Raw genomic sequence first — 25506 nt, 5'->3', positions numbered from 1 at the left:
AGCGAATTAACTATGTCTTCAGATTATATCGCATCGGCACTTAAGGTTTTGGAAATAGAGTCTAAAGCGATTCTACAGTTGCGAGAATATATTGATGAAAGTTTTGAAAGAAGTTGTCAAATCATTCAAAACTGTAAAGGAAAAGTGGTTGTTTGTGGCATGGGAAAATCAGGTCATATCGGCCATAAAATTGCCGCCACGCTAGCCAGCACTGGCACCCCCGCCTTTTTCATGCATCCTGGGGAAGCTAACCATGGTGATTTAGGGATGATAACCAACCAGGATGTGTTGTTGGCTATTTCTAACTCTGGTGAAACGGCGGAGTTACTGAATTTAATCCCCGTGGTTAAACGAATGGAAGTCCCCATCATTTCAATGACAAACAGTACTACCAGCTCGTTAGGTAAACACTCTGATGAAGTACTGTGTATTAAGGTAGAACAAGAAGCCTGTTCGTTAGGGTTAGCACCAACCGCCAGTACGACTGCGACTTTGGCAATGGGTGATGCATTAGCTGTAGCATTATTAAACGCCAGTGGGTTTACCTCTGCCGATTTTGCGCTGTCTCATCCAGGTGGAAGTTTAGGTCGTAGGCTGTTATTAACAATTGCAGATATCATGCATACAGGTGATGAGTTACCCTTAGTGAAATTAGATCAAACCGTGCGCAATGCTTTGTTCGAAATTTCTCGAAAAGGGCTAGGAATGACAGGAATAATAGACGAGACTGGCAAGTTGGTTGGGATTTTTACAGATGGTGACTTGCGCCGCATCCTTGACGATAGGATTGATATACACTCAACCCCAGTTTCTGAGGTAATGACAGCTAACAGCAAAACGGGTCGACCGGAAATGTTAGCAGTTGAAGGACTTAATTTGATGGAGAAATACAGTATCAATTCAATGTTTGCAGTAGATCATGAAAATAAGCCAGTTGGCGCATTAAATATGCATATGTTACTAAAAGCCGGAGTTGTTTAGTGTCAATTATTGAAACCCTTTATGGTCCAGTTAATAACCATTTCATTAATAAGCTTAGTAAAATTAAATTACTGGTGTGTGACGTAGATGGCATCTTCTCTGATGGCAGCATTTTTATGGGAAACAATGGTGAAGAACTTAAAGCGTTTCATACACTTGATGGCTATGGCGTAAAGTCAATGTTGGAAATTGGCATTGATGTGGCAATAGTCACTGGTCGCCAGTCCGCCATTGTGGAAAATAGAATGTCAGCCCTAGGCGTGTCTCTGATCATTCAAGGTGTCGAAGACAAAAAGACCGCAGTACATAAACTCAAAACGGGATTAAACCTGAAAAAAGAGAATATCGCGTCAATGGGTGATGATATGCCTGATGTAGGTATGTTTGAACAAAGCAGTGTGTCGATCAGTGTTCCTAATGGCCACCCATATGTGAAATCAGTGGCAGAATATGTCACTAAAACAACTGGTGGTGCTGGCGCAGTGAGAGAAATCTGTGATCTAATTTTGTTTGCCAACAACAAATTAAATCGTATTTACGGTAGTAGTGTATGAATCGTATCACCCTAAGCATTGGCATCTTGTTTGTGCTAGTCTTGATGGTATATGTGCCAGGGTGGATGGGTTCAGATCCAGAACAGACAGATTCTAGTAATGAAGATTCCTGGCAGCCTAATTATCAGGCGAGGAATATGCGCAGCACTCTTTACAATGAAAACGGCGAAGTGAATCATCAGGTATTCGCGCTTAAAATGGAACATTATCAAATCCTAGGCTTCACTTTATTCAGCCAACCTAAATACACCATCTATGTTTCCGATGAGCAAACGCCTTGGCATGTAGAAGCTGAGGAAGGCACGCTGTATGAAGATAATCGAATTCAATTAGAAACTGATGTAGAGATTAGAAGCCTCGATGAATCGGGATTTGTGCAAACAATCAGAACCCAGTTTTTAGAAATTAATTTAGTCGATAAAACAATGATGTCTGACGAACCGGTTGAGATAAACGGGAAAGATTTCATTGTTAAAAGTAACGGTTTTGTAGCAAATTTAACTACACAGGAATATGAACTTAAAAATCATGTGCAAACTCAATATGCGCCGCGTTAGCGCTTTATTTATTAGCTTAATGTTCAGCGCCGCTATTATTGCCGGTGAGAACGATTTTAGCTTGCCAATCAAAGTTGACTCAAAGTCGAATTTTTTTGATGGCAAAACCAAAACGTCGATATTTAGAAAAGACGTCAAAATCACCCAAGGTAGCCTTGAAATTTTGGCTGACGAAGTCGAGGTTATTGCGGGTTTAGGGGAAGGTAAAGAAGTTTTTATTGCTCGTGGTAAACCAGCAAAATACAGCCAAACCCTCGATGATGGCAGTAATATTAGTGCCGCGGCCAATGAAATTAAATATGAAGTATCGAATCGTACTCTGACACTCAATGGTGCAGCCGAATTAAATCAGGATAGTAGCCTTGTTAAAGGTGAATCGATTCAATTTAATATGGAATTAGAGCAATTGATAGCAGAAAGTGACGGCAACGCAGAAGGCGGTGTCACTGCCATTTTCCAACCAGAAAGCATTCGCAATCGGCAAACTGACGACACTAAAAAAACTGAAGAAGAGCAAGACAAGTTGCAGGATGAAAAACCTTAATGGCAACGTTAAAAGCGACCAATTTAGCGAAGTCTTATAAATCTCGGCAAGTGGTGCGAGATGTAAGCATTGAAGTTTCTACTGGACAGATTGTTGGCCTGTTAGGTCCCAATGGTGCAGGTAAAACGACCACCTTCTATATGATTGTTGGGTTAGTGCCACTCGATAAAGGCGAGATTTATATTGATCAGACCGAGTTAACCTTACAACCCATGCACATCCGTGCACGAAAAGGTATTGGGTATCTTCCTCAAGAATCATCTATATTTCGTAAATTAACCGTTTACCAAAATATCATGGCAATTTTGCAAACCCGAAAAGAATTAAGTTCTGATCAGCGAGAAGAGCAAGCGGATGCATTATTGGATGAATTCAATATTAACCATATTCGTAACAGCCTTGGCATGAGTTTATCAGGCGGGGAGCGCAGAAGAGTCGAGATCGCTCGTGCATTAGCGGCCGCCCCTGAGTTTATTCTATTGGATGAACCCTTTGCTGGTGTTGACCCGATTTCAGTAAACGATATAAAAAAAATAATTCAACACCTACGCGATAGAGGTATTGGTGTATTAATAACTGATCATAATGTGCGTGAAACGCTAGACGTGTGTGAAAAAGCGTATATTGTGAGTCATGGTGAATTGATAGCTTCTGGAACCGCAGAAGAAGTTTTAAATAATCAACAAGTCAGAGATGTATACCTTGGCGAGCAATTCAAGCTATAGTAGAGGTATGTTGTTTTTAACCAAAGCTTTGTGGCTAAACAAGTAAGAATAAAAAAACTAAATGAAACCCTCGTTACAATTAAAATTCAGCCAGCAACTAACAATGACGCCTCAATTGCAACAGGCTATACGTCTATTGCAATTATCAACGCTGGATTTACAACAGGAAATACAGGAAGCGTTAGAATCGAATCCACTTTTAGAAGTAGAAGACGGTTCAGATATCCCTACTGGGGATTCCGCTTTAGCAGACAGTAATGACAAGTTCTCAGAGGAGACGGTATCCGCAAGTTCTGATTCCATGGATACAAACGAGGCATTAGAAAAAGCAGATATCCCAGACGAATTACCCATAGATAGCACATGGGACGAATATATCAGTGCCTCCTCAGCCCCCGCCTCAATAAGCGGTGGTAGTGGCGGCGATGACGACCAAATTTTCCAAGGTGAAACAACCGAAAATATTCAAGATCACCTATTGTGGCAGATGCGCTTAACGCCTTTTTCTGAAGTTGATACTGCCATAGCAATCGCAATTATCGACTCTATTGATGAGTCTGGTTACCTCACTATCAGCACCGAAGATGTTCTTGCTAGTCTCGACCATGAAGAGGTTGAACTTGATGAGGTGGAATGCGTTTTAAAACGTATTCAAATGTTCGACCCTATTGGTTCAGGCTCAAGAAATCCGCAAGAATGTTTAATGGTACAAATGAATCAATTTGCACCTGACACCCCTTGGTTAAATGAAGCTAAGTTATTGATCAGCGAATATGCTGACTTATTAGGCAGTAAAGATTACCGAACTTTAATGCGTAAAACTCGTCTAAAAGAAGACGAATTACGAGAAGCTATGCGGTTATTGCAAACACTCAATCCACGCCCTGGTAGTTCATTGTTAATCGGTGAATCTGAATACGTCATTCCAGATGTTTCAGTGATGAAGAAAAATGGTCGTTGGCAAGTTGAGCTAAATCCCGATAGTTTGCCTAAGCTGAATGTAAATCAGCAATATGCGGCAATGAGCCGGAACGCTAAAAACACCAGTGATAGTCAATTTATTCGGTCGCATATGCAAGAAGCCAAGTGGTTTATAAAAAGTCTAGAGAGTCGTAATGACACTTTACTCAAAGTCGCAAACTGCATTGTTCAGCAGCAGGTTGGTTTTTTTGAGCATGGACCTGAAATGATGAAACCAATGGTGTTAAATGATGTCGCAGAAATGGTAGATATGCATGAATCAACTATTTCCCGTGTTACCACACAGAAATATATGCATACGCCTAGAGGAATTTATGAACTTAAATACTTTTTCTCCAGCCATGTAGCAACTGATTCTGGAGGAGAGTGTTCCTCAACGGCAATTCGCGCATTAATTAAAAAACTCGTCGCAGCAGAGCTTCCTACCAAGCCTCTTAGCGACAGTAAGATTGCTGATCTACTGGCAGACCAAGGTATTCAGGTCGCCCGTAGGACAATAGCAAAATACCGGGAGTCTTTATCGATCCCACCGTCTAACCAACGCAAGAGCCTGCTGTAGGCTCAACAACAGAAGGAATACGCTAATATGCAAATTAACCTTACTGGCCATCATGTAGAAATTACAGATTCTTTGCGAGATTATGTAGACAATAAATTTACAAAGCTAGAAAGGCATTTTGATCATATCAACAATGTCCATGTCATTCTTAATGTCGAGAAGCTTAATCAAAAAGCTGAAGCGACAGTTCATCTTAGCGGAGGCGAAGTATTTGCAACCTCAGAGCACAACGATATGTACGCAGCAATTGACGGATTGATAGATAAGCTTGATCGACAGGTAATCAAGCACAAGGAAAAAATTAAGCGTCATTAACATATATTAGATTAATTAATGGAAATTAAAGACATCCTTTCCCCTGACTGCACAAGTTGTGCAGTCCAGGGGACAAGTAAAAAACGAATTCTTGAAACTATCAGCCTGATAGCGGCAGAAAAAATCGATGACATTGATCAGACAACGATTTTAAATAGTCTGGTTAGCCGCGAAAAGATGGGCAGCACAGGAATCGGGAATGGTATTGCATTGCCACACGGTAGACTGTCGGGTTTAAAGGATGTGGTCGCAGTTCTAATCACCAGTGATCCTTCTATCAACTTTGACGCTGTGGATAATTGTCCTGTGGACATATTTTTCGCAATTTTAGTACCTGAAGATAAAGCCGCCGGACACCTGCAAACCTTAGCAACCATCGCGACAAAATTAAGTGATAAGGAAATTCTGAAACGTATTCGTCGTGCAGAAGATAATGCTCAGTTATACGAGGCAATCGTTGCATGAAACTGATAATTATTAGTGGCCGCTCTGGTTCAGGAAAGTCTATTGCACTGAGGTCTTTAGAAGACTTAGGTTACTATTGTGTCGACAATATCCCAGTTAACCTATTACCGACTCTAACCCATACGGTTATGGATGAATATGACCAAGTGGCCGTGAGTATCGATGTTAGAAACCTTCCCAAGGTACCTGGTGAATTAGTCGAAATTCTTGATTATTTGCCTGCCACTTGGGACATGACCATAGTCTATTTAGATGCCAGTGATGACATGCTGATAAAACGCTTCAGCGAAACTCGTCGACTGCATCCGTTATCTCGTCAAAACAAATCTCTTTCGGATGCGATTCAGGCAGAGGGTCAACTGTTAGCCCCTATTGCGGAACGCGCCGACTTATATCTAGATACAGACAAACTTTCGGTGCATCAATTAGCTGAATTGGTTCGAGAGCGAATTCTAGGCAAGAAAAGCTCTAGGCTAGTTTTGGTATTTGAATCCTTCGGTTTTAAATACGGCATTCCTAAAGACGCCGATTATGTATTCGATGCGCGATTTTTACCTAACCCACATTGGGAGCCAGACTTAAAGCACCTCAGTGGATTAGACTCTCCGGTCGAGATATTTTTAGGCTCACAGCCAATAGTGACGAAATTTATCTGGCAAATTCAAAATCTCATTTCAACTTGGCTTCCTCATCTAGAAAGAAACAATCGTAGTTACGTGACAGTAGCAATCGGTTGTACTGGAGGCCAACATCGCTCAGTTTATGTTGCTGAGTCACTCGCTAAAACATTTTCAGCGTCTCACCCAGATGTTCAAATAAGGCACCGAGAGTTAAATCGATGAATCGATTTGAAAAGCAAATAGTCATCGTTAACAAACTTGGATTACACGCAAGAGCGGCTACTGAATTAGTCAAAGTAGCCAATCAATTTGATGCCGTTGTTACCCTAGTTCAAGGGGAGAAATCGGCTTCCGCAAATAGTGTATTGGGCTTGATGATGTTAGAAAGCTCCCAAGGCAAAGAAGTTAACGTCATTAGCGAAGGAGTCGATGCTGAACACGCCCTTGCCGCGATTGAAAAACTCATCGTTGAGAAATTTCACGAAAACGAATAGTTAAGCAATGTGCAAATAATTGCTGACCTGCTGCCCTTAGTCCTCTAAACTATTAGTATTAGTAGTTTTTTCATTGAGCTGCATATTCATGGCAGAAGCATTAGAGGTTAAACACGCCCAACGACAACTGAAGGCTATCAATCAAGCCTTGGCCAGTGGTCGCTTTATGCATGTCCGCAAAACAATTCACGACATGCCAGCTTGCGACATCGCCCTTCTTCTAGAGTCTTCCCCAAGCAAATCAAGAACTGAACTGTGGGAAATGTTGGACTCCGATTTTTATGGCGATGTATTAGAAGAACTGTCCGAAGATGTACGTAATGGCATCATCGGACAAATGCTTCCAGACAAAGTTGTTGATGCCCTAGAAGACATGGAGATTGATAACTTAGCGGAAACGTTAAGCAGTTTACCGCAATCGGTCTCAAAAGACGTGCTGAAATCGATGGATGAGCAAGACCGTCAGCGCGCAGAAAAAGCCCTTTCTTATGGTGAGGATACCGCCGGGTTCATTATGAATACCGATACCATCACCCTACGCAGCGATGTAAACATTGATGTAATTCTGCGTTACTTGCGACTCAAAGGTGAAATTCCAGAAAGCACTGACACATTTTATGTTGTGAGTCGAAATGACACCTTAATTGGAACTGTACCAGTCACTAAGCTTCTAACGGCTCTGCCAGACTCCAGTATAGAAGATATTATGGATGAGGAAGCTGAAGCCATCCCCGTTGATATGCCAGAAACAGAAGTGGCAAAATTATTCGAACGCTATAACTGGCTGTCAGCACCGGTAGTCGATTCTAGCCGACAACTATTGGGTCGTATCACCATAGATGATGTAGTGGATATTATTCGCGAAGACGCCGAACACTCGATGATGAGTATGGCCGGTTTGGATGATGAAGAAGATACCTTCGCCCCGGTATTGCAAAGTACGCAGCGGCGTTCAGTATGGTTGGCCGTAAATCTAGTAACGGCACTTCTTGCCGCAGCCGTAAGTGATCTTTTTGAAGCAACACTAAGCCAAATGGCAGTGTTAGCTATTCTCAATACAATTGTCCCAAGTATGGGCGGAGTAGCAGGCAATCAAACACTAACCTTGGTTATTCGTGGTATGGCGCTAGGCCACGTAAGTGCTGATAACTCAAGATGGTTGGTGAGCAAAGAATTAGCCATTGGATTTTTTAATGGTGCGATTTGGGCGGTGTTAATTGCATCGGTCATTGCCATTTGGAAACAAGATTGGATGTTAGGAGGAGTCATTGCCTTTGCCATGATGATCAATATGGTTGCCGCTGGTTTAGCCGGAGCAACCTTACCATTGGTAATGAAAAAGTTGAAAATAGATCCTGCCCTAGCAGGAAGTGTAATTTTAACCACCATTACTGACGTCGTAGGTATTTTTGCCTTTTTAGGTACTGCCACTTTAATGCTTGTTTAGTTTTAGGAAATAAAACGATTAAATCGATTGCACAGCTCGTCGTATACATTGGCATAGCCTTGCTTGCTTTTGCGGGGAATTCAATTCTATGTCGTTTGGCGTTAGCAGACTCAAGTATAGATGCCACTTCTTTTACCTTAATCCGCTTAATATCTGGCGCAATTATGCTTATCTTAATTTTGCTGATAAAAGGAAACGTCAATCAAATTAACAACAAAGGCAGTTGGCCGGCTAGCTTAGCGCTTTTTATATATGCGGCAGGGTTTTCCTACGCATACATTGAGCTTGATACGGGGGTAGGGGCGTTAATTTTATTCGCTTGTGTACAAATAACCATGTTAGTCATCAGTTGGTATTATGGTGCGCGATTAACCTTAGTTGAATCCTTGGGTGTGTTAGTCGCATTTGCCGGTTTTATTTATCTTGTTTCGCCTGGAGCAAACTCTCCTTCGATTTTTGGCGTTACACTAATGGCATTGGCAGGCATAGCTTGGGGATGTTATTCAATTATTGGTAGTCGCTCTGCAACGCCATTAATAGACACAAGCTCTAACTTTATAAGAGCATCGGTTATTAGTTTAGTGCTAACTCCAGTGTTATTTATTGAATCAAATCAATTACAAACAATGGGCGTGGTTTACGCCTTAGCATCAGGCATGATCACATCAGGAGTTGGTTATGCCATCTGGTACAAAGTGCTCCCACACATTCGCTCAAGTGTGGCTGCGGTGTTGCAACTCAGCGTACCCGCAATAGCAGCCCTAGGTGGATTGTTGTTATTAGAAGAGCTACTCACGATGAAAATGTTAATTTCAAGTGGCGCTATACTCGGTGGTATAGCGCTGGTGATTTACGGCAAACAACAGCAAACAAGCTAATTAGTCATTCAAACAAGGTTCAATTAATCTAATCTTCTATGTTTTCGCAATATAATCCTGCGCTTTATGCCTAACAAAGCGCAGCTTAGTAAGTTAACAGCCGCAATTGACTATAGATGATTTACCCAATAAGTTAATCATCTATATTTTGTGAGCTTAGCCAATCGTTTAACTTCGCAGTGTCCTGCTTTTCTGCCATTTCGAGCTCTTCTACCCAATCATGCACGTTTTCCCACCAGGTTGGATGGTCACCTTGCTGAATACGATTTGCGATTTTTTGCACTCGAGCAAGGCCAACAGAACCGGCTGCACCTTTAATTTTGTGAGCTTGAGAACACACTTCTTCTTTGTCATTTGCACTCAAGTTTATATTGAGTATTTCCATATAATCAGGCATGTTTTCTTGGAACACTCCGACACTTGTGCGCACCATTTCATGACCGATAGTATCCACCAGCATTTGTAACAAATCTAAATCTAGAATAGATTCTAATTCACTGGGTTTTGCTTCTTCTACGGAGAACTGCGGGATATCTTTTTGATCAACAAACAAGTTGTTAAAGACTTCAATTACCCGACTCTTTTTAATCGGTTTGGCAATAACATCATCCATGCCGTTATTTAAATATTCTTGACGGGTTTTAATCACATTTGCGGTCAATGCCACTATTGGAGTTTGTTCCACTAAACCTTCTTCATGTAATATTGATGCAACATTGAATCCCGTCATATCAGGTAGTTGAATATCTAACAATATTAAATCGTATTGCTTTTCACGGGCCATTTTTAATGCGTCTTGGCCGTTCATAGCAACTTCCACAGTTTGCCCTAGCTTCTCTAATAAAGCTTTAGCCACCATAACATTGAGTTCTATATCTTCTACCAACAGAATCTGCAAGCCATGAACCAAAAGCTCTTGTAACTGCAAAGGTTTATTATTAATAGTAAGGGGCAACTCGACTGTAAAGCAGGTACCCTCACCTACTACACTATTCACTTTAATTTGGCCTTTCATCAGACTGACCATTTCTTTACAGATGGCCAAACCAATACCGGTTCCCGTTGCCGATTGATGATCAGGATGATTAACCTGATAATACATAGCGAAAATCTTATCTAATTCTGTTTTTGGAATACCAACACCAGTATCTTTAATCGTAAATTTGACCGAACTGATACCCGGTTTTTCTTCTGTCGCTTCAACCGTTAAGTTGACCTTACCTTTTTGCGTAAACTTAACCGCGTTAAATAGTAAATTCCACAAAACCTGACGTAAGCGCGTACCGTCTGCTTCCACTTGGAAAGGCAGAGGCTCAATAATTTGCGTTTCAAAACGCAAACCTTTATCAGCCGCTAGCAATTGAATGATGCTACCTAATTCGTTGGTAAACTCTTTCAATGAAACCGTTTTAAGGGATAGCTCTAACCTATCGCGATCAAGTTTGTCTAGATCAACTATATCATTGAAGATATTCCCTAAGGTGATACCGCTAGCATAAATAGTACTTACCCAAGCAAACTGCTCATCCGATAAGTTTGTGTCACGCAGCATTCGGCTAAGACCGACAATACCATTTAAGGGAGTACGCAATTCATGGCTAATAGTGGCAATGAAGGCCGTTTTATCTTTGTTCGCTTTAGTAACAACGTTTTCGGCTTGTTTACGTTCCGTAATATCGCGGCCGAAAGCAAGTAAACCCAGACGCTTACCTTCTTTATCGTAAAAAGGAACCTTACGCATTTCATAATAACGACGACGACCATCTGCAAATCTTAACCACACTTCTTCGGTAATACTGGCATTGGTTTCTAAAACTTCATGGTCACTAGCCACTACTTGACGAGCAAGATCTTCGTCATACACTTGATGGGGAGTTAGACCAATTAGCTCTTCTTCGGTCTTTCCGGTCATTTGTTCTGCGACCCGGTTACAGCCAGCAAATCGACCTTCTTCATTACGATAATAAATTAAATCGGGAGAGGCATCGATTATAGAACGAAGTAATGTAGACAGACGTTTAGCCTGGTCTTCTTGCTCAGATTTTTTATTAATTTCTCTTTCTAAATCGTGAAATACAATCTCTCGTTCCAATTGCGCATTTTTACGTTGTTCAATTTCGTAATTAAGTTTTTGTACCGATAACTGCAATTCATGATTTCGCAGCACATCTTCTTCGCGCATTAATTCAAGTTGTTGCACGGCTTCTGACAAACTATCTCTTGATTGCTCCAATTGTTTTACCAACTCAGTAAAAACAATTAGTACCCAAGGCGCACTTAACATGGTCAAGATGATCGCACTAATGAAATCCTTTATTTCCACTTCACCACTCATAATTATGCGTATTACATATGAACCGCAAATGGTGAAAGCCAATGTTAGTAAAACAAAAAATATGCTTATTTTGAGTGTACCGAAACGGATAACGAATCGCGCTACGCCGATGGCCCAAGATTCAATTGGAGCTTTTGAATGCATTTCTAAAATCTCTGTGTGAGTAGAAGACCAATGCTATCAAGAAACACTACCGTAGGTGAATGTTTCAATTAAATTAATGTTAAATAAACTGAATTTGTAACCCGCGCAGATGTCAAAAGACTTATTAACTGGGTTTTAAGCAAACTAATCTGTACCCAAGCAAACGAGTAAGTTTGACATTCCTAGGCCCTTGAATTGGTTTACACAGCCATGATTGAGTGAATTCTGAATTATCCAGAAACATCAATGTGTTTAATATTTATACTGCAACTGAATTACCAATCGAAACAATATGATATAAATTATTCTTAGCTAGTTCTTTACAGTTATGCAGTTTAATTAAATAATTATGCGGTTAGAAAGGACCAATAAAGTGGGTTGTTACAAAAACCACCAAATAATAAACGTATTGTTAACAAATGTTCATCTATTTTCAGCCTTTTTGAAGTGATTTACTTGATCAAAATGAATTCTGTAAGTATTTGATTTATATTGATTTTATTATCATGAATTGTTAAACAATGGAAAAATTGAATGATTCGCTCGTTGCGCGGATTGATTTCTCCCTTTAATGTCGGTATTTTGTCAGACCGCTTGGCTAAAAATTCATAAAAATTCGATAACCGGCTGGTACCCTCAAACAAACGACAAGAAAACAACATAAACCAGCAACGAGCAAAACTGACCACAGAAGTCAGGCTCAGTGCAGCTAAATACCAACATTCTAGTTGGCATGTACAACCTTTCTCAGCCAAAGGTTGAAGGAGTTACGTTAATGAGTTTGTATAACCCAAATGATTCAAAAGACAACTGTGGTTTTGGATTAATCGCCCACACTGAAGGTGAAGCTAGTCATAGACTGGTTACTACCGCAATTGAAGGCCTCGATCGCATGCAGCATCGTGGTGGTATTGCTGCGGATGGTAAAACCGGAGATGGTTGTGGATTGTTGTTGCAAAAACCAGATGAATTTTTCAATCTGATTGCAGCAGAAAATGGTTGGAAATTAGGCAAAAAGTATGGCGTAGGAATGATCTTCCTAAACCAAGATACAGAAAAAGCACAGATTGCTCGCCAAACAATAGAAGAAGAATTGTCCAAAGAAACCTTAGCAGTGGTAGGTTGGCGAGAAGTGCCAGTTGACCATTCGGTTTTAGGTGACCTTGCAGCCCAAGGTGTACCAAAAATGGAGCAAGTATTCGTCAATGCTCCTCCAGGATGGCGTAAAAGAGATTTAGAACGCCGCTTATTCATGGTTCGAAGACGGGTTGAAAAAAGATTAGTCGAAGACAGCGATTTTTACATTGCCTGTTTATCTGCACTAGTAACTATATATAAAGGCTTGGTAATGCCGAAAGATTTGCCAAACTTTTATTTGGATCTTGCCGATGAACGCTTAAAGTCCGCCATTTGTGTATTCCATCAACGTTTTTCTACGAATACATTACCTAAATGGCCGTTAGCGCAACCTTTCAGATTTTTAGCACATAACGGTGAAATCAATACCATTCGTGGTAATAGAGACTGGGCACAAGCCCGTTCGAAAAAGTTTGTAACACCGTTATTGCCTGATCTCCAAGATGCAGCTCCTTTTGTAAACACTGAAGGGTCAGACTCATCTTCGTTAGACAATATGCTGGAATTGTTTTTAGCCGGTGGTATGGATTTGTTTAGAGCCATGCGTTTGCTTGTTCCACCAGCATATCAAAATAACAGCACCATGGACGACGATCTTCGTGCGTTCTATGAGTTTAACTCAATGCACATGGAACCTTGGGACGGCCCTGCTGGTATCGTTATGACCAATGGTCGCCATGTGGCCTGTAACCTCGATAGAAATGGTTTACGTCCTGCCCGTTATGTATTAACCAAAGACGGCTTTATTACCCTTGCCTCAGAAATTGGTATTTGGGATTACAAGCCTGAAGATGTGGTTGAAAAAGGTCGTGTTGGACCGGGCGAAATGCTTGCTGTTGACACATACACAGGTAAGATTTGGCGCTCCAACGAAATTGATGAAGAATTAAAAACTCGCCATCCTTATAAAGAGTGGATTGATCAACACATCAAACACCTCAAGCCGATTGAAGAGTGTGACGCCAGCCAAATTGGTAAACGTGCCTTTGATGACGACATGATGAGCACCTATCACAAGCTGTTCAATTACAGCTACGAAGAAAATCAGCAAATCATTAAAGTGCTTGCCAATGATGGACAAGAAGCGGTTGGCTCTATGGGTGACGATACGCCTATGGCTGTTATGTCATCGAAACAGCGCACTGTATATGACTACTTCCGTCAGCAATTTGCTCAAGTAACTAATCCACCAATTGATTCATTACGGGAAAATCACGTAATGTCGTTGGCGACCTGTGTCGGTCGTGAACAGAACGTCTTTAGTGAAACATCGGGATATGCGAATCGAGTATTATTTAACTCACCGGTATTAATGTATACCGATCTGAAACAGCTGCGCGAATACGATTCTGAATATTATTATTCCGAGATTATCGATTTGAATTACCTTCCTGAAGAAGGACTCAAAAAGGCAATTGAGCGCATTTGTAATGAAGTCGAATACCTAGTTAAACAGAAACGTGCTGCGTTTGTAATATTATCAGACCGTAATATTAAGCAAAACAGATTGCCTATACCTGCAGCTATGGCTGTTGGAGCAGTGCAGCGCCGTTTGATTGAAAAATCACTTCGTTGTGATGCCAACATAATAGTAGAAACCGCTTCAGCTCGTGACCCTCACCACTTCGCAGTGTTGATTGGTCTTGGCGCAACGGCTGTTTACCCATTCTTAGCCTATGAAACCATTGAACAAATGGTAGAAGAAGGTGAAATTGAACTGACCGCAATGCAAGCCACATTGAATTACCGTAAGGGTATCAATAAAGGTCTGTATAAAATCATGTCTAAAATGGGTATCAGTACTATCGCTAGTTACCGTAGCTCAAAATTATTTGAAGCTATCGGTATTAACAAAGAAGTCACTGAGCTATGTTTCAAAGGAATCCCAAGCCGAATACAGGGCACTGGATTTGAAGACTTTGAACAAGATCAAATTAATTTGAATCGAATTGCTTGGTTGAAGCGCAAGCCAATGTCTCACGGTGGACTATTAAAATACGTACACGGTGGCGAATACCATGCCTATAACCCAGATGTAGTTACCACTTTGCAGGTAGCGGTTAAGTCAGGCCGTTATGAAGATTACCAAGCTTATTCTGCGTTAGTAAATGGACGTTCACCGTCACATTTTCGTGACTTACTTGAACTGAATCCAGATACGGATCCTATTGACATCAGTGAAGTGGAGTCGGCGGATAAGTTATTCCCGCGTTTCGATACGGCAGCGATGTCGATTGGTGCACTTAGCCCTGAAGCACATGAAGCACTGGCTATCGCCATGAACCGTCTAGGCGGACAGTCCAACTCTGGTGAGGGTGGTGAAGATCCAGCACGTTTTAACACCGAGAAAAATTCGAAAATCAAACAAGTGGCTTCAGGTCGCTTTGGTGTAACACCACATTATTTGGTCAACGCTAATGTTATCCAAATCAAAGTTGCACAAGGTGCTAAGCCCGGTGAAGGTGGTCAGCTTCCTGGTGATAAAGTAAATAATTACATTGCAGAGCTGAGATTCTCAGTACCAGGTGTAACACTAATATCACCACCTCCGCACCACGATATCTATTCAATTGAAGATTTAGCGCAGCTTATATTTGACTTAAAACAAGTTAATCCTAAAGCGCTTATCTCTGTGAAATTGGTTTCCGAGCCAGGGGTTGGAACTATTGCAACGGGTGTTGCTAAAGCTTATGCCGATTTAATTACAGTATCAGGTTACGACGGCGGTACAGGTGCGAGTCCGTTAACCTCAGTAAAATATGCAGGTAGCCCATTTGAACTTGGTCTTGCAGAAACTCAGCAAGCATTAGTAGAAAATGGTTTGCGTCATAAAGTTCGAGTGCAAACTGATGGCGGTCTTAAAACCGGATTAGATGTAGTTAAAGCGGGTATTTTAGGTGCCGAAAGTTTCGGTTTCGGAACGGGTCCTATGGTTGCTTTAGGCTGTAAATATTTACGTATTTGTCATCTGAATAATTGTGCAACAGGTGTTGCAACTCAAGATGAAAAACTGCGGGATAACTACTTTATTGGTTTGCCTGAAATGGTGATGAACTACTTCAAGTTTATTGCGCAAGAAGTACGTGAAATCATGGCCTCTATGGGAGTGACTAAGTTCGAAGATTTAGTTGGCCGCACAGAGCTATTAAAAGTGATTGATGGTATTACTGCACGGCAAAGAAAACTCGATTTGAGTCCATTATTAGTGAAGCCCAAAGAAGGCTCACATACTAAGCTGTTTTGTTCAGAGGACGCTAATGCCCCCTTGGATGAAGGTTTATTAAACAAACAAATTTTAGCCGCATCACAAACTGCGATTAGCAAGATGTCTGGCGCGAACTTGTCGTTTTCAATTCGCAACACAGATCGTTCAGTGGGCGCACTTGTCTCTGGTGAGATTGCTAAACAGCATGGAAACCAAGGGATGCATGATGACCCAATCAAAGTGCACCTCACGGGTACCGCTGGCCAAAGTTTCGGAGTGTGGAACGCAGGCGGCTTAGAAATGACTCTTTGCGGTGACGCTAACGATTATGTGGGTAAAGGCATGACGGGTGGTAAATTGGTTATTTTCCCACCTCGCAACATTACTTTTGACCCTCATGTCAGCACTATCATGGGCAACACCTGTCTATACGGCGCTACAGGCGGCAAGTTGTTTGCAGCAGGTAAAGCCGGTGAGCGTTTTGGTGTGCGTAATTCGGGTGCCATTGCAGTAATAGAAGGCGCGGGTGACAACGGTTGTGAATATATGACCGGCGGCATAGTAGCGGTTCTAGGAAGTGTAGGCGTGAACTTTGGCGCAGGTATGACCGGTGGTTTCGCGTATTTATACGATGAATTCAACGACATCGAACACCGCGTTAATGGTGAACTTGTAGATATAATGTCAATTGAAGAAAAGGGCATATTATCTGAGCATTTACGTGGTTTGATTAACCAACACTACGAAGAAACGGGTAGCGAGCATGCGCTTATGTTATTAACTAATTTTGCCGAGCAATTGCAGAAATTTAGATTAGTAAAACCTAAGACTAGCGACGTGAAAAATCTGCTAGGCCACATAAGTCGGTCAACAGCAGAATTACGTATTCAGGCTCAGTAGAGGTAGGGTTAAAAAATGGCTAAAAATGTATACCAATTTGTAGATGTAGAAAGAATTGATCCTCCGAAGAAGCCCATTATTATGCGCAAAGAGGACTTCGGTGAAATCTATCAACCACTTTCTCAATCTCAAACTGAAGGACAAGCAGATAGATGCTTGGACTGCGGTAACCCTTATTGTGAATGGAAATGTCCAGTTCATAACTATATCCCTCAATGGCTAAAACTAGCCAACGAAGGAAAAATTTTAGAAGCAGCAGAGCTTTCTCATCAGACTAACAGTTTACCGGAAGTCTGTGGTCGAGTTTGTCCACAAGACAGACTTTGTGAAGGTGCATGTACGTTAAACGACGATTTTGGCGCGGTAACTATCGGAAGTATTGAAAAATATATCACCGACACTGCGTTTAAAATGGGTTGGCGACCAGATATGTCAGGTGTGATTAAAACTGACAAAAAAGTTGCCATAGTCGGTGCCGGCCCCGCCGGACTTGCCTGTGCAGACGTACTTGTTCGTAACGGTGTAACACCGGTTGTTTATGACAAATATGAAGAAATCGGTGGACTATTAACCTTCGGAATTCCTTCATTCAAGCTGGAAAAAGACGTGATTAAATTACGTCGTGAAATATTTACCAATATGGGTGTTGAATTCATTTTAAACACTGAAATTGGCAAAGATATTGAATTTCAACAGTTAATGGACGACTACGACGCGGTATTCCTAGGAATGGGAACTTATAACTCCATGAAAGGTGGATTTGAGAACGAAGGTGTTGCGGGTGTGTACGAAGCTCTTCCGTTCCTAATTGCCAATATTAATCGAGTGATGGGGATTGAAAAACAAGCATCAGACTTCATCGACATGAAAGGTAAGAAGGTTGTAGTGTTAGGGGGTGGAGACACCACCATGGACTGCGTACGCACATCTATTCGTCAAGGCGCTAGCTCTGTTACTTGTGCATATCGCCGTGATGAAGAAAGCATGCCAGGCTCTCGCCGTGAAGTGGTTAACGCCAAAGAAGAAGGCGTGCAGTTCCAGTTCAATCTACAACCTTTGGATATCGCAGTAGACGAATCAGGCAAAGCCTGTGGTGTGAAGCTGGTGAAAACAGAAATGGGTGAACCCGACGCACAAGGGCGTAGACGTCCTGTTGTAGTTGAAGGTTCTGAACACGTATTAGAAGCCGATGCGGTTATTATTGCCTTTGGTTTCCAACCTAGTCCTGCCAATTGGTTTGCCGATTACGGCATAATATTGGATGAAAAAGGCCGTGTTCGTGCGCCCGCTAAAGGTCGCTACCCGTTCCAAACATCAAATCCAAAGATATTCTCTGGTGGTGATATGGTACGTGGTTCTGATTTGGTGGTTACCGCCATTGATGAAGGCCGTAAAGCAGCCGATGGCATCATGGATTATCTAGGTGTGTAATTTGTTTTAATTAACATCTAAATGAAGCAAAACAAAAAAGGGCCAAAAGGCCCTTTTTTATTGATTTTAGAAATAGCGTTTATTTTATCCAATACATCATTTGCGAAGTGGACAGCATAAACTCTAGTTTCTGATCTGTGCCTAAGCGCACCTTTAAACCATGTGAACTAGGTTGTCCGATTAACCCAGGACTACTCCACCGAATTTTTCCTTGTGACGATAGCTTTTTAATCTGATACAGATATTCCTCCGGAAAAATATTATTATTTATTCGTTTAGATGTTGTGACAAATATATCCTGGTTTGTCTCTGAGGTTGGGTCTATCGCAAGATCATAAACTTCACTATCGACTTTATTACGGGCAACTTCTGTAAACCTATTATCGTTTAACTCATACACCACTAAAGTTTGAGAATAGGATGAATATTGTTCTGCTTGCAAACATGCCAGTTCCAATTCTGCATCACTATCAAAATTGAACAATTCTATTCTCATACAAGATTCGTCAATGAAAGACTGCTCTGAAAAGAAGCTACCATTGGTTGTTAGAAACGACATCTTGTCACCAAATGAAACTAGGACTACCCCTGTATCATTAATGCTAGTAGCAACGAAGTCCCGAATAGAATGATCAAATGTATAATTCGCTATTATCGATTGATTTTGCACATCTACCGCTTTCAAAGCTTGCCCATCGACATACACAGCATCGTCAAACCCATCGTCATTTAGATCTTTAGCGCGAATGATACCAATATCAGAATTGTAATCACCGGCTATCTGCCAGATAGTGCTGTAATCAGAAAGTTGAATAACAGAGAGTGCGCCATCGTATAACTCGGTGCTTGGTAAAAATATATCACCAAAACCATCGTTATTAAAGTCAGTAGTAACCGCATAACGATTATTACTCCAATTGGAAGAAATCTCGTCACTCAACAAAAACTCGCCGCTTTCATGCAAAGACAAAACACGTCCTCCACCATAACCATTCAACGTTGATGGTACGAAAAACACCGCTTTTTCATCATTATCTTCAATCTTCGACCAGCCAGCACTGCTAAAGTAATCCAACTGCACTGCACCGGAAGTGTCTTTAACGGTAAGGCTGTCTCCATCAATATCCGCTACTACAAAGATGTTCTGTCCTGAGTGGGTAATACCTGTTCCCCAGTGCAGTTCTAGCTGTCCATCGTTGTCAGAATCACCACTGACAAGAGAGCTAGAGCCATGATCTTGGGAATCAACTTCCCACAATTTAGAGAGGTCATTATCGATCAAATTGTAAACCGTAATATTGCCCCATTGGCAATCACCAACAACAAGCTCATCTATCCCATCATTGTTTAAATCTTCACTTAATAAAGTGCAGGTATTAAAGTTGTCAAAGCTATACAACTGAGATTTATCTACCGCCGAATACAGACTTATATTCCCCCAGTTATCCGCGCCAGCAATTTCAGCAATACCATCGCCGTCAAAATCACCGGTGGTAAGATGACTATCTCCGAATTCAGTGCCGTTTAGCCACTGATTTTGCCAAGTAATTGCATCATAAACACGGCCGTTATTTGTCACTAACTCCAAGTTACTGTCAGCGTCGACGTTGGCAAATTCAATTTGTTTTGCAGAGTCCAAATTAGTAGTGAAAAGTGTGACATCAGGATTATTTAACGACACCACATGCAATTGAACTGTATCTGAATAAGTACTTTGTGCACTAAGAAATGCGATTTCTAGCGTTCCGTCACCATCGATATCAATTACCGAGGCAAAATGCAGGTAGTCAGTTGTTTCAAACAAAATGCTAGCCTGCTGATCGAGCTCGTTAATGACACTCACCCCTCGTTCAGTAATAACAACAATTTCTTGTTGGGCATCATCATCCAAATTTGCTTTAAGCACCTGGACAATTCGTCCATCAGTAGGCAACTTATAGGGGTATACCCATTTTTGTTGATATTTTTGTTCATTAAATTCAAGCAAGAAAAGGCTATAAAGATTATCAGTTGATAGAATTTCATTTTTGGTGTCGCCATCAAAGTCGGCTATTTGTATGGATTTACTATTAGTGGGGACGGTTATGCCTGAACGAGCTAACGGCATATCTTCCTCGGCCGACACTTCAATTGGCACAACTATCCTTTCGGGCGTTGTCTCGTCATCATTCGGCAGTGAGAAAGTAAAATCATAAAATTGTTGTGAGAATGAGAAATCGCTAGGGACATGCCAAGTGACCTGTCCAGCGGTATCAATAACCGCACCTTCAGGACCAACAAGTAGGTTAGCCGCAGCTTCATCAACACCTAGATCAGGGTCATATGCGGTAACGTTAAATTTCACCACATCACCTGCTCGAATATTTTCCGGCACGTCACTTACGCGCAATTCAGCTGGAGCATCTTGAATGTAAATTTCTATTCCCACGCCTTCGATGCTATTGACTCCGTCCGAGACAACCATCGCAGCTTTAACGATATCACCATAAACAGCTAGATATGGAGGGAAGGTGTCAGCGGTTTGCTCACTGACGAGAATGTTATTGATGTACCAACGGTAACTAAGCGTTAAATCCTCGCTGCTATTGTCTGGATCATTGTAAAATCCCGGAGAAAGGTTAATTGCAGTAGTTGTGGTTATTTCGTCGTAATTATTCAGATAAGGTCTATCTACAGTGGGAGGAATTGACATCATCTCCACTGAGACTAATGTTTTAGCAGTGACTGACCCGTACAACAATTCGCTGACATTACTAAAATAAGTACCAATATCGTAAGTACCGTCAGAATCAGTATCTTCCAAATAACGAATAAAATTGCTGCTCAGGTCTGAACCAAAGTCGAAGGCAACCAACTTGTCGGCTTCTAGCAATACGCTACCAGAACTAAGAAAAGGTGGGGTGCCGACAGCGTCTTCCAAACTAAATGCTATTTTACCTTCTTCACCTATGAATAACTCCCCGGTTAAATCAAATGAATCTTGGTAGTCGACAGTGACAACTTCTAATTGAGCATCCATTAATAATTGCTGGTCATCGATAATAAACAGGACATGTTGATGATTTTCTAGGCTGTAATTTTGGTCATTATCATATTGCGAAGAGTAAAAATCTGAATACCCGGTTAACTTGATAGATTGCTCATCAAAAGTCCAACCTAAATTATCGAAGTAATAGGTTATATCGACCTCTGTTTCGGTCAATGTTTGAATACTTAAAGCAATACTACCGGTAATTGGAAAACCATTATCAACGTCATTACAATTAGTATAGGTAATGGCCAAGTTCCCTTGATAAGCACTATTCAATTTTCCTTTATACTTAGCTGTACCTTGGTAATCACAGGCAAATGTAATATCAATATTGCCGTTGCCATCCATTTGATCCGTGAAATTATCATCAGCAATGAACGGAGTTTCAGTGGCATCATCATCAAATAAGTACTTAAAAGCCCGTTGGGCAACGTCAAGGTTGATACTTGCAACGTTTTTTTGGCCGGTATATCGAGAGCCCATTAACTCGGTAGCAGCACTTTTTAATTCAGTTGCTGAATAATCTGTCGCATTAGCAATAACTTGGGTAGGTGTGGGCGTATTATTAGTGGGTCCACCTCCTCCTCCAGAGTTGGAAGAATTGCCCCCATCTCCACCTCCGCCACCACCACAGGCGGACAGAGCTAAAAAGCTAATCAACAAAAAAGACGAGCGACACGATAGCAGCATAATTTTTCCTTAAAAACACTTCACACAGCATTAAACGGTGAAGATGCAGCACGCATTCCCTTACATTTACGCTGATTAAAATCCATCAAAATAGTAAATCAATAATAATATTAACACTAGTGATTATTAGTTAAGCCTATTCTTCCTTAGCAATTTGTCTCAGTGCTTGTTCAAACACATCCACTGGTTGGCCGCCACTAATAAGGTGTTTATTATTAACGATGACGGCGGGCACCGAATGTATACCGGCTTGCTGGTAGTGGGCTTGAGCCGTTCTAACATCTTGTTCGAACTTATCGCTATTTAAAATTGCCGATGCTTTTTCACGATCTAAACCAACTTGTTCAGCCACCTCTAACAATTGTTGATGGTCACTTGGATTACCTGATTGTTTGAAGTATAGATCGAACAGCGCTAGTTTTAATTCTGTTTGTTTTCCGTACTCTTGCGCCCAATGGAGTAAACGATGAGCGTCAAAGGTATTGAAGATACGTCCCCCTCCCCGATTGCCGAACTCATAACCCACATCGAGACCTCGTTGTTTAATGGCTTCTCGATTTTGCTCTGCCTGCTCCATACTGATGCCATATTTTTGGGTGATATGCTCACCAATTTCCTGACCTTCTGGCGGCATTTGCGGATTAAGTTCAAATGGCTGCCAATCAATATTAACGGTTATCTCTGTTGCTAGATTTTCAATCGCTTGGGAAAGTGCTTTATAACCTATAATGCACCAAGGGCATGATACGTCTGAGACTATGTCTATCTGCATATTTTTCAAATTTTTGATCCTTAATAAAATAAATTGCTGGGTGAGATTTAGGAATGACTATGATGGTGACCACGAAGTTTGGCTGCACATTTGCGGCAGGTGAAGGCCGTCGTGTCAATGCTTAACAACAAAATCACCGCAAAGCCTAATCCCCAAATAATCGCTAATGGGCTTAGCGGTACTGTAAAATTAAAGCTTTGGAAAGCTTCTAGCCTGAGTTGTTCGTCTGCATCTTGCACTAGATGCCATGCCTGTTTAAGGGGATGTTGAGACATTGCGGTATACTCGGCCTCTAATAGTTCAACGCGCTGGTAAATAGAGCTGATACTAATAGCATCCTGCTTAAATACAGGATCGTTACTTTCATTATAATAGGCGATGAGTTTTTTTATATTGCCACTAAAATACCTATCAGCAGTGAATTGAAAGCCCGCAAGGTTATGTTTAGCTTCGAGTAAATGGGCTTCAACGCGCTGTTGATATTGCTGCATAAAACCGGGAGTTTGAACACCGAGCAGCACACCACTAGCGAACAGAAAGAGCCGTAGGTAATCTGCAAATTGTCGTACTAACCATCTGATCATACTGACTTACTCAATTGTATACGTTAAAAAAAGTCAATCGTCTTGCTCCCATCCCCGCCAACTTCTATAGTGTGACAAGATGTTTATATATGACAGGTAAAAAGCAGTGAAGTTTAGTTTAACCTTAAAAAGGCTCCCAATGGTTGCAGTTTTCTCTGCTCTGGCGTTATTCTCAATAGAGAGTCAAGCTCAGGACAATGCAACGGCAGAAATGACATCACAATCTTGTCCGCAAGAATTTTACTCATTGCCCTTATTTCCAAACCCAAAAATGTGTCAAGTGTTCGCACCTGAACTCCCCGCTAGTCTGACCTATCATGCCGCAACGGATCAACAAAGTGCACAAAACTTTTATATTCAAAAATTGGGAAAAGCTGAACAAGTTAAAACACTCAAAGGCCGCATTCTAATGCAGTATGATAGCGCCAAAAAAATCATAATCCTTTCCAAAGATGGAGCCGGAACACAAGTCGATGTGCTAGTGAAATCCTAGTACCCAGCACTTGTCCACAACCACAATTCGTCCACTTGAACGTCAACATATTGGTTTTCTAGATAATTTATACACCCGCACGCTACCTTATGGCACTGTCTTTGCTATTTCCAATTGAAATCTACAGGTTTGATGATTATTCGACGAAAGCGTCAAATTTTTGTCTCTTTTTTGAGGAAAGGTCTTATGGAACTAGCCATTATTTTAATGATGATGTTGATCATTGTAGCAATAGCTGCGCTTAAATTGAGTGACGGTGGTTTATCATTTCCGTTTAAACGAAAAACATCTTTACTCACGCAAACTGAACTCAGTTTTTTAGATTTAATTGAAAGTGCCATGGGTCAGCGATATCGGGTGCTGTGTAGAACAAGGTTGTCTGAAATTGTTTCGTTGCGTCAAAATACTGACAAACGAGCAGCCAAAAACGCACTGCTCAAAGCATCCAGTCGTCAATTAGATTTTGTACTTTGTAACAAATCCGACATGAGTCCCGTCATGGCAATTGACTTAGTGCGTGACGGTGGCAAAGATGGCTACAAAACCCAGCGTGATTGGTATGTCACTAGTGCTTTGGATGCCGCCCGAATTCCTCACTTACGCATTAAAGTAAAAGCAGGTTACAGCAAGGCAGAAATAAAAGAATGTATCGATGCAAAACTTGCCCCACTGCAACGCAAAACACCAAAGCCTGTAATGCCTGGAACTAACAATCCAGATAATCCCCGTGCAGATAAACCGAAAAGACCAATGCGTTCCACTCGTCCAGTGGCGGCCTAGTGAATATCAACGCGCTGAACAGTTAATTTAAACGCCCTTTGTTTGAAAAATCGACAAAGGGCTTTTTTCTAAGCAAAAAATCATCATCTTTTCACATAATGTTGCCGCAAACCTCGCAATTTGAGCCCGTAAATATTAAAATCCGCGCAAATTCATCCAACTAAAAATATCATGAAAATAGCAATCTTAGGCGCTATGGATCAAGAAGTAGCGTTACTAAAAGAGACGCTTGAAAACGTAGAAGTATCTGAATACGCTCACCTTAATTTTTATGCAGGTAAGTTACACGGCGTCGATGTAGTAGTCGTAAAATGCGGAATTGGTAAAGTCGCTGCATCCGTAGCCACGACAATATTAATTGATAGGTTCGCTCCTGATTTTGTGGTAAATACCGGTTCTGCAGGCGGTTTTGACACAGATCTTAGTATTGGTGATCTGGTAATAGGTACTAGTGTTCAGCATCACGATGTAGATCTCACTCACTTTGGTTATGAACGTGGGCAAGTATACGGTATGCCAGCCATCTTCCCCTGTGACCAACGTTTAATCGAAGCAGCAGAACATGCGGCTAAAGACGTGGTGCATGTTAAAAGTAAGCGCGGGTTAATTTGTACCGGTGACTCCTTCATTGGTTGTGATGACGCAGCGACGCGACTTCGAGGTTTATTTCCTGACATGCGTGCAGTTGAAATGGAAGGAGCTGCGATAGGCCAGACGTGCTATATGCTAGATACGCCTTTTGTAGTGATACGATCGCTATCAGACATCGCAGGACAGACGTCCTCCGTTTCGTTTAAATCATATATTGACCAAGCCGCTAAGAATTCTGCAGAACTGGTAATGAGTATGATTGCAGAAATGGCTCAACAGCAGATATAACCCAT

21 protein-coding genes are annotated in these 25506 nt (G+C 41.4%); 17 read left to right on the top strand and 4 right to left on the bottom strand.

The genetic code is table 11. The features are described from left to right. The first annotated feature begins 12 nt into the window (after positions 1 to 12). The 12 genes from KO530_RS17390 to KO530_RS17335 all read left to right on the top strand — a co-directional run bounded on the left by KO530_RS17390 (position 13) and on the right by KO530_RS17335 (position 9120). Positions 13 to 981 carry a KpsF/GutQ family sugar-phosphate isomerase gene (locus KO530_RS17390; protein WP_216049726.1) on the top strand — a complete coding sequence of 323 codons (969 nt, stop codon included), beginning with the start codon at positions 13 to 15 and terminating at the stop codon, positions 979 to 981. Further along, positions 981 to 1535 carry a 3-deoxy-manno-octulosonate-8-phosphatase KdsC gene (gene kdsC / locus KO530_RS17385; protein WP_216049725.1) on the top strand — a complete coding sequence of 185 codons (555 nt, stop codon included), beginning with the start codon at positions 981 to 983 and terminating at the stop codon, positions 1533 to 1535. Before KO530_RS17390 ends, kdsC begins: the two co-directional genes overlap by 1 nt. Next, positions 1532 to 2092 carry an LPS export ABC transporter periplasmic protein LptC gene (gene lptC / locus KO530_RS17380; protein WP_216049724.1) on the top strand — a complete coding sequence of 187 codons (561 nt, stop codon included), beginning with the start codon at positions 1532 to 1534 and terminating at the stop codon, positions 2090 to 2092. Before kdsC ends, lptC begins: the two co-directional genes overlap by 4 nt. Further along, a complete protein-coding gene (lptA, locus tag KO530_RS17375; RefSeq protein ID WP_216049748.1) occupies positions 2079 to 2636 on the top strand; it encodes a lipopolysaccharide transport periplasmic protein LptA in 558 nt (185 codons plus the stop codon). Before lptC ends, lptA begins: the two co-directional genes overlap by 14 nt. Further along, the gene (gene lptB, locus KO530_RS17370; RefSeq protein ID WP_216049723.1) at positions 2636 to 3361 is read left to right on the top strand and encodes an LPS export ABC transporter ATP-binding protein; all 726 of its coding nucleotides are present in this window, start codon (positions 2636 to 2638) and stop codon (positions 3359 to 3361) included. Before lptA ends, lptB begins: the two co-directional genes overlap by 1 nt. A 61-nt stretch (positions 3362 to 3422) precedes the next feature. After that, complete coding sequence (locus KO530_RS17365; protein ID WP_216049722.1) at positions 3423 to 4901, top strand: RNA polymerase factor sigma-54; 1479 nt, start codon at positions 3423 to 3425, stop codon at positions 4899 to 4901. Between the two features lie 27 nt (positions 4902 to 4928). Further along, positions 4929 to 5216, top strand: coding sequence for a ribosome hibernation promoting factor (gene hpf / locus KO530_RS17360; RefSeq protein WP_216049721.1), 288 nt, complete (start codon positions 4929 to 4931; stop codon positions 5214 to 5216). Between the two features lie 18 nt (positions 5217 to 5234). Continuing rightward, complete coding sequence (ptsN, locus tag KO530_RS17355; RefSeq protein ID WP_216049720.1) at positions 5235 to 5681, top strand: PTS IIA-like nitrogen regulatory protein PtsN; 447 nt, start codon at positions 5235 to 5237, stop codon at positions 5679 to 5681. Next, a complete protein-coding gene (gene rapZ, locus KO530_RS17350) occupies positions 5678 to 6523 on the top strand; it encodes an RNase adapter RapZ (protein ID WP_216049719.1) in 846 nt (281 codons plus the stop codon). The genes ptsN and rapZ overlap by 4 nt, the downstream gene beginning before the upstream one ends. After that, the gene (locus KO530_RS17345) at positions 6520 to 6795 is read left to right on the top strand and encodes an HPr family phosphocarrier protein (RefSeq protein WP_216049718.1); all 276 of its coding nucleotides are present in this window, start codon (positions 6520 to 6522) and stop codon (positions 6793 to 6795) included. The genes rapZ and KO530_RS17345 overlap by 4 nt, the downstream gene beginning before the upstream one ends. Before the next feature lie 88 nt (positions 6796 to 6883). After that, positions 6884 to 8242 carry a magnesium transporter gene (gene mgtE / locus KO530_RS17340; protein ID WP_216049717.1) on the top strand — a complete coding sequence of 453 codons (1359 nt, stop codon included), beginning with the start codon at positions 6884 to 6886 and terminating at the stop codon, positions 8240 to 8242. A 59-nt stretch (positions 8243 to 8301) separates the two neighbouring features. Further along, entirely contained in the window at positions 8302 to 9120 is an 819-nt protein-coding gene (locus tag KO530_RS17335; protein ID WP_252729345.1) for a DMT family transporter, read from the top strand. Positions 9121 to 9253: 133 nt separating this feature from the next. Here KO530_RS17335 and arcB read toward each other — a convergent pair whose 3' ends face one another. Next, on the bottom strand, positions 9254 to 11599 hold the full coding sequence (arcB, locus tag KO530_RS17330; RefSeq protein ID WP_216049716.1) for an aerobic respiration two-component sensor histidine kinase ArcB: 2346 nt from the start codon (positions 11597 to 11599) through the stop codon (positions 9254 to 9256). 775 nt (positions 11600 to 12374) lie between these two features. Here arcB and gltB point away from each other — a divergent pair. Beyond that, entirely contained in the window at positions 12375 to 16841 is a 4467-nt protein-coding gene (gene gltB / locus KO530_RS17325; RefSeq protein ID WP_216049715.1) for a glutamate synthase large subunit, read from the top strand. 15 nt (positions 16842 to 16856) lie between these two features. Next, a complete protein-coding gene (locus tag KO530_RS17320) occupies positions 16857 to 18272 on the top strand; it encodes an FAD-dependent oxidoreductase (RefSeq protein ID WP_216049714.1) in 1416 nt (471 codons plus the stop codon). Positions 18273 to 18351: 79 nt separating this feature from the next. On the opposite strand, the gene KO530_RS17315 is transcribed toward KO530_RS17320, so the two are convergent. The 3 genes from KO530_RS17315 to KO530_RS17305 all read right to left on the bottom strand — a co-directional run bounded on the left by KO530_RS17315 (position 18352) and on the right by KO530_RS17305 (position 23349). Further along, positions 18352 to 21993: an FG-GAP repeat domain-containing protein gene (locus KO530_RS17315; protein WP_216049713.1), complete on the bottom strand. Its 3642-nt coding sequence runs from the start codon at positions 21991 to 21993 to the stop codon at positions 18352 to 18354. 136 nt (positions 21994 to 22129) lie between these two features. Further along, positions 22130 to 22765, bottom strand: a complete 636-nt coding sequence (locus KO530_RS17310) for a DsbA family oxidoreductase (RefSeq protein WP_216049746.1) — start codon at positions 22763 to 22765, stop codon at positions 22130 to 22132. A 47-nt stretch (positions 22766 to 22812) separates the two neighbouring features. After that, positions 22813 to 23349, bottom strand: a complete 537-nt coding sequence (locus tag KO530_RS17305) for a DUF2937 family protein (protein ID WP_216049712.1) — start codon at positions 23347 to 23349, stop codon at positions 22813 to 22815. 106 nt (positions 23350 to 23455) lie between these two features. On the opposite strand from KO530_RS17305, the gene KO530_RS17300 reads away from it, so the two are divergent. The 3 genes from KO530_RS17300 to KO530_RS17290 all read left to right on the top strand — a co-directional run bounded on the left by KO530_RS17300 (position 23456) and on the right by KO530_RS17290 (position 25501). Further along, positions 23456 to 23842 (top strand): hypothetical protein, encoded by a 387-nt coding sequence (locus tag KO530_RS17300; protein ID WP_216049711.1) that lies wholly within the window; start codon positions 23456 to 23458, stop codon positions 23840 to 23842. A 186-nt stretch (positions 23843 to 24028) separates the two neighbouring features. Beyond that, positions 24029 to 24622, top strand: a complete 594-nt coding sequence (locus tag KO530_RS17295) for a DUF2726 domain-containing protein (protein ID WP_216049710.1) — start codon at positions 24029 to 24031, stop codon at positions 24620 to 24622. A gap of 171 nt (positions 24623 to 24793) precedes the next feature. Continuing rightward, on the top strand, positions 24794 to 25501 hold the full coding sequence (locus KO530_RS17290; protein WP_216049709.1) for a 5'-methylthioadenosine/adenosylhomocysteine nucleosidase: 708 nt from the start codon (positions 24794 to 24796) through the stop codon (positions 25499 to 25501). Positions 25502 to 25506: the final 5 nt, after the last annotated feature.

The sequence above is a fragment of the Aliiglaciecola lipolytica genome (assembly GCF_018860635.1).
Taxonomy (GTDB): Bacteria; Pseudomonadota; Gammaproteobacteria; order Enterobacterales; family Alteromonadaceae; genus Aliiglaciecola; species Aliiglaciecola lipolytica_A.
The sequence above is the reverse complement of the archived record's forward strand: the minus strand, read 5'-3'. Positions and strand labels throughout refer to the sequence as shown.

Bases quoted from the DNA above. Each gene is read 5' to 3' on its own strand.
- lptA (WP_216049748.1), top strand. From the start codon at position 2,079: ATGCGCCGCGTTAGCGCTTTATTTATTAGCTTAATGTTCAGCGCCGCT.
- KO530_RS17365 (WP_216049722.1), top strand. From the start codon at position 3,423: ATGAAACCCTCGTTACAATTAAAATTCAGCCAGCAACTAACAATGACG.
- rapZ (WP_216049719.1), top strand. From the start codon at position 5,678: ATGAAACTGATAATTATTAGTGGCCGCTCTGGTTCAGGAAAGTCTATT.
- KO530_RS17345 (WP_216049718.1), top strand. From the start codon at position 6,520: ATGAATCGATTTGAAAAGCAAATAGTCATCGTTAACAAACTTGGATTA.
- mgtE (WP_216049717.1), top strand. From the start codon at position 6,884: ATGGCAGAAGCATTAGAGGTTAAACACGCCCAACGACAACTGAAGGCT.
- ptsN (WP_216049720.1), top strand. From the start codon at position 5,235: ATGGAAATTAAAGACATCCTTTCCCCTGACTGCACAAGTTGTGCAGTC.
- KO530_RS17315 (WP_216049713.1), bottom strand. From the start codon at position 21,993: ATGCTGCTATCGTGTCGCTCGTCTTTTTTGTTGATTAGCTTTTTAGCT.
- arcB (WP_216049716.1), bottom strand. From the start codon at position 11,599: ATGCATTCAAAAGCTCCAATTGAATCTTGGGCCATCGGCGTAGCGCGA.
- KO530_RS17305 (WP_216049712.1), bottom strand. From the start codon at position 23,349: ATGATCAGATGGTTAGTACGACAATTTGCAGATTACCTACGGCTCTTT.
- lptC (WP_216049724.1), top strand. From the start codon at position 1,532: ATGAATCGTATCACCCTAAGCATTGGCATCTTGTTTGTGCTAGTCTTG.
- KO530_RS17390 (WP_216049726.1), top strand. From the start codon at position 13: ATGTCTTCAGATTATATCGCATCGGCACTTAAGGTTTTGGAAATAGAG.
- KO530_RS17290 (WP_216049709.1), top strand. From the start codon at position 24,794: ATGAAAATAGCAATCTTAGGCGCTATGGATCAAGAAGTAGCGTTACTA.
- hpf (WP_216049721.1), top strand. From the start codon at position 4,929: ATGCAAATTAACCTTACTGGCCATCATGTAGAAATTACAGATTCTTTG.
- KO530_RS17310 (WP_216049746.1), bottom strand. From the start codon at position 22,765: ATGCAGATAGACATAGTCTCAGACGTATCATGCCCTTGGTGCATTATA.
- lptB (WP_216049723.1), top strand. From the start codon at position 2,636: ATGGCAACGTTAAAAGCGACCAATTTAGCGAAGTCTTATAAATCTCGG.
- KO530_RS17295 (WP_216049710.1), top strand. From the start codon at position 24,029: ATGGAACTAGCCATTATTTTAATGATGATGTTGATCATTGTAGCAATA.
- KO530_RS17320 (WP_216049714.1), top strand. From the start codon at position 16,857: ATGGCTAAAAATGTATACCAATTTGTAGATGTAGAAAGAATTGATCCT.
- gltB (WP_216049715.1), top strand. From the start codon at position 12,375: ATGAGTTTGTATAACCCAAATGATTCAAAAGACAACTGTGGTTTTGGA.